The organism is Frankia gtarii (assembly GCF_025403375.1).
Lineage (GTDB): Bacteria > Actinomycetota > Actinomycetes > Frankiales > Frankiaceae > Frankia > Frankia gtarii.
Genome location: NZ_JAMPTM010000399.1, coordinates 1 through 4456, shown reverse-complemented (window position 1 = coordinate 4456; position 4456 = coordinate 1). Strand labels below are relative to the sequence as shown.

Annotated in this window: 5 protein-coding genes; 3 read left to right on the top strand and 2 right to left on the bottom strand. The window is 74.5% G+C overall.

Going from position 1 to position 4456, the window contains the following annotated elements; genetic code table 11:
* Nucleotides 1-88 precede the first annotated feature (88 nt).
* Together NBZ83_RS30280 and NBZ83_RS30275 are read left to right on the top strand one after the other, a co-directional pair.
* Nucleotides 89-1009, top strand: coding sequence for an NADP-dependent oxidoreductase (locus tag NBZ83_RS30280; RefSeq protein ID WP_261567846.1), 921 nt, complete (start codon nucleotides 89-91; stop codon nucleotides 1007-1009).
* Between the two features lie 163 nt (nucleotides 1010-1172).
* Nucleotides 1173-2045 carry an LLM class F420-dependent oxidoreductase gene (locus tag NBZ83_RS30275; RefSeq protein ID WP_261567848.1) on the top strand — a complete coding sequence of 291 codons (873 nt, stop codon included), beginning with the start codon at nucleotides 1173-1175 and terminating at the stop codon, nucleotides 2043-2045.
* A gap of 48 nt (nucleotides 2046-2093) precedes the next feature.
* Here NBZ83_RS30275 and NBZ83_RS30270 read toward each other — a convergent pair whose 3' ends face one another.
* The gene (locus NBZ83_RS30270) at nucleotides 2094-3047 is read right to left on the bottom strand and encodes an NAD(P)H-dependent flavin oxidoreductase (RefSeq protein ID WP_261567849.1); all 954 of its coding nucleotides are present in this window, start codon (nucleotides 3045-3047) and stop codon (nucleotides 2094-2096) included.
* 193 nt (nucleotides 3048-3240) lie between these two features.
* On the opposite strand from NBZ83_RS30270, the gene NBZ83_RS30265 reads away from it, so the two are divergent.
* Entirely contained in the window at nucleotides 3241-3492 is a 252-nt protein-coding gene (locus NBZ83_RS30265) for a hypothetical protein (RefSeq protein WP_261567850.1), read from the top strand.
* Between the two features lie 62 nt (nucleotides 3493-3554).
* Here NBZ83_RS30265 and NBZ83_RS30260 read toward each other — a convergent pair.
* Nucleotides 3555-4456 (bottom strand): NAD(+)/NADH kinase (locus NBZ83_RS30260; protein WP_264764063.1); only part of this gene is annotated, 902 nt, incomplete at its 5' end.

Genomic DNA, 4456 nt, shown 5'->3' with positions numbered 1-4456 from the left:
GCGGAGGGGCTGCCTTCGGGGCAGGCACGCCGACCGGTGCGGAGGGGAGCGGGACCAGAATGCAGGCATGGACAACGAGGATGCTCGCATGAAGGCGATGAGTTTCGCGCAGACCGGCGGCCCGGAGGTTCTGCACCTGGTCGACGTGTCGCAGCCGCACGCGGGTCCGGGGCAGATCCGGATCGCGGTGCGAGCGGCCGGGGTGAACCCGGTCGACTGGAAGATCCGCAACGGCTCGACCCTGCGCACCATACCCGTGGCGCTGCCCCACATCCCGGGCATGGAGGCCGCGGGCGTGGTCGACGAGGTCGGTGCCGGCGTCGAGGGTGTCGCGGTCGGCGACGAGGTGTTCGGCGCGGCGCAGAGCGCCTCCGCCGAGTACGCCGTGCTCGACGAGTGGGCGCCGAAGCCGCCCGAGCTGACCTGGGCGCAGGCCGGGGGCCTGGCGATGGCGGTCGAGACCGCCGCCCGCGGCCTGGACCTGCTCGGCCTGTCCGCCGGGTCGGCGTCGGCAGGCAGGACGCTGCTCGTCAACGGTGCGGCCGGCGGCGTCGGGCTCGCTGCCGTCCAGCTCGCGCAGGCGCGCGGGGCGCGGGTGATCGGCACCGCCGGCCGGGACAACCAGGAGTACCTGCGCTCGCTCGGCGCGGCGGCGACGGACTACGGCCCGGGTCTGGTCGAGCGGGTCCGCGCGCTGGCCCCGGACGGGGTCGACGCCGCCCTCGCGGTGTCGGGCGAGGGCGCGCTGCCGGACCTGATCGCGCTCACCGGCAGCCCGGACCGGGTGGTGTCCATCGGCGATGTCACCGCGGCAGACCACGGTGTCGTGTTCACCACCGGCGCGGAGGGGAGGGCTTTCTACTCGCTTCGGGAGGCGGCGACACTCGCGGCGGCGGGCCGGCTCACCATGGCGGTCGCCCGGGCTCTGCCGCTCGCCGAGCTCGGCGAGGCGCACCGGATCAGCGAGACGGGCCACGTGCGCGGAAAGCTCGTCGTCGTCCTCGACTGAGGTCGGCGCCGAGCCGGGCCGCGGCAGATCCCGTCCGGGTGGGGTCGGTCCGCGCCGGATCGATCGGCGGTAGGGTCGTAAACGGAGGACCCTCCAGTACTCTTCCACCCCACCGGCGCGCCGTGCGTGCCGGGACCGCTCCCACCCGACGGGAAGGACGGCCATGGAAATCGGGCTGCACGTCTCCGACTTCACCTGGTCCGGCGGGCCGCGGACCATCGCGCAGGATCTCACGCGCGTGGCGGTCGCAGCCGAGGACGCGGGCTTCGCGAAGCTCAGCGTCATGGACCACGTCTGGCAGATCGGCATGATCGGCCCGCCCGAGCACGACATGCTCGAGGCGTACACGACGCTCGGCTACCTGGCCGCGCGTACGACCCGCATCGAGCTGCTCGCCTGGGTGACCGCGGTCGTCTACCGGGAGCCGGGCCTGCTCGCGAAGCTCGTGACCACGCTGGACGTGCTGTCCGAGGGCCGGGCCTGGCTCGGCATCGGCGCCGCCTGGAACGAGCCGGAGGCGCGCGGTCTCGGCCTGCCGTTCCCGCCGACCGCCGAGCGCTTCGAGCGCCTCGAGGAGGCACTGGAGATCTGCCTGCAGATGTGGAGCGGCAAGGACGCCCCCTACAGCGGCCGGCACTACCAGCTCGAGCGCACCCTCAACGTGCCGGCGCCGCTGCGCCGGCCGCATCCGCCGATCCTCATCGGCGGCAGCGGCGAGAAGAAGACCCTGCGCCTGGTCGCGCGCTACGCGCAGGCCTGCAACCTGTTCGCCGGCCCCGACGTCGAACACAAGCTCGACGTGCTGCGCGCGCACTGCCAGGACGTCGGGCGGGACTACGACGAGATCGAGAAGACGGTGATCGGCTCGCTCGACCCCGGGCCCGGCGGCGAGAAGATCGACGCCCTGCTCGCCGAGATCCAGCGGCTGGCCGGGCTCGGCATCACCCACTACCACGGGTCGGTGCCGCGCGTGGACACGCTGCGCCCGCTGGAACTGCTCGGCGAGCGCCTCATCCCGGCGGCCGCCGCGTTCTGAACCCGCCCGGCTTCAGGCGGCCAGGCTGAATCAGACGTCCAGGCGAAATCAGGCGTCGAGGCGGGCGCGGGCGTCGTCAAGCGCGGCCCGGGCGCCCGCCCACGTCTGGTCGATGATGTCGGCGACCGCCTCGACCTGGGCGATCCGCCCGGCCACCTGACCCGTGTTCGCCATGCTGGCGGCCAGGTCACCGGTGAAGTAGAGCGCCGGAATGCCGTCGAGGCCCACGTCGGAGCGGCCCGCGGCCAGGGCCCGCTCGGCGGTGGGAGTACGCAGCACCCGCATGGTCGGCAGGCCCCGCACCGACAGCATCACGGTGGCGGTCTCGTCCGCACCGACGACCGCGTTCTTGAGGTTGTCGTGGATCGGTGACTCCGCGGACGTCAGCATCCGCGTGCCCATCTGCACGCCCTGGGCGCCGAGGACGAGGGCCGCCGCCATCGACGGCCCGTCGCAGATCCCCCCGGCGGCGATGATCGGCAGGCGGACCCGGGAGGCGACCAGGGGCAGCAGGACGAGGGTGGACGCGGCCTGCGGGTTCTTGAACCCGCCGCCCTCGACGCCCTCGACGATCACACCGTCGACGCCCGCATCGGCGGCCTTGAGCGCGTTGCGCAGGCTGCCGACGACGTGGAACACGGTCATCCCGGCGTCGTGCAGCCGTCCGGTCATGACCCTGGGGTCGCCGGCGGAGGTGATCACGGTGCGGATGCCGGCGGCGGCGAGCACATCCACGGTGGACGGGTCGTTGCGGGCGGCCAGCGCGATGTTCGCCGCGACGGGCGCGTCGGTGAGGTCGCGCACCCGCTTGAGGTCCTCGCGGCCCTGTACCGAGGTCGTCTCGATGACACCGAGCGCACCGGCGTTCGACACGGCGGCGGCGAGCTGGGCGCCGGCGATGTAGGTCATCGGCGCCTGGACGATGGGAATCCGCACGCCGAGCAGCGCGGCGAGACCCGCGGGGGAGCGGGTCGGGGCGGACGGAACTCCGTCGACGGGCATGAGGGGACTCCCGGGGCGTGCAGGGCTGCCGAAATGGGCCGGACCGCGAAGAAGCGGGCCGGACCGCGAACAGGTCGCATGTTAGGCGGGCGGGTTCCCAGGCTCGACCGGTTGCCCGTCGGCCCGTCGGCCGCCCGGATCGTCGGTGGGCGGCGGGTGGTGGACGCGGCGCGATCCGGGGTACTGATCGACCATGTTCAGATGGTTGCAGCGAACGGTGTCCGGGCGGGGCCGCGGCCGGGCGGCGGACAGCTCGGCGTGGAATCCGACCGGCTGGTGGTGGTGCCTCGATCACGGGCGGGCCGAGAACCCACCGGACGCGCCGGGACACCGTCGCCTCGGTCCCTACGACAGCGCCGAGCAGGCGGCGCACTGGCGGGCGCGCCTCGACGACCGCAACGAGGCCTGGGACGAGTCCGACCGCCGCTGGGCCGCCGGCCGCTGACCCGCTGGCCGCTGCCCGTTGACCCGCGGGCCGCTGCCCGCTGGCCCGACGACGTCTGCGCGTCAGGCTGCTCCGGCTCCGGCTCCGGCTCCGGCTCCGGGGCCGTCGACCTCGGCGGAGCTGGCCAACCGCAGCTTGCGGGCGGCCCGCTCGTAGAAGGTGGTCCGGCCGAGGCGGACGACCCCGGCCGCGCCGGGCCGGGCGTGCAGCGCGACCGTCGCCCCCGCCTCCAGGTAGTCGTGAACCCGGCCGTCGACCTCGACGGCGAGGCGGGCGCTGCCAGGCAGCACGTCGAGGGCGAGGGCGTCGCGGATCGACAGCACCACGCCCCGGTTGAACGCCGAGTGCGGCGCGGCCGGGGTGACCAGCAGCGCCTCCACGGACGGGCTGACGATCGGCCCGCCGGCCGAGAAGCTGTACGCCGTCGACCCCGCCGGGGTCGATACGACGACGGCGTCCGCGGCATAGCGGACGAACGGCCGCCCGTCGACCCGCAGCGCCACCGCCGCGCTGCCGCCATGCCCGGGGACCCGCACGACGGCGACGTCGTTGAAGGCGCTCACGGTCACCGCGCCGATCCGTGCATCGACGGCGAGACGCGGCTCCACCGTGTACTCGTTGCGGTCGATCGCGGACAGCGCCGCCGCCAGCTCCGGCACGTCGACCTCGGTGAGAAAGCCCAGCCGGCCGAGGTTCACGCCCAGCACGGGGGCCGCCCGGCCGTCGGCCAGTCGCATCGCGCGCAGCATCGTCCCGTCCCCGCCGAGGCTGACCAGCAGGTCGCTACGCCTGGCCAGCTCCTCGGCGGGCACCGCCACCGCGGTGCACCGCAGCCGCTCGATCTCGCCGCCGATGCCGAGCACGGTCACGTCCCGCTCGGCGGCCCAGTCGAGGACCGCCCCGACCGCCTGCGCGGAGTCCCGCCGCGGATGCAGCACCATCCCCACCGCCCGCACGACCCTCC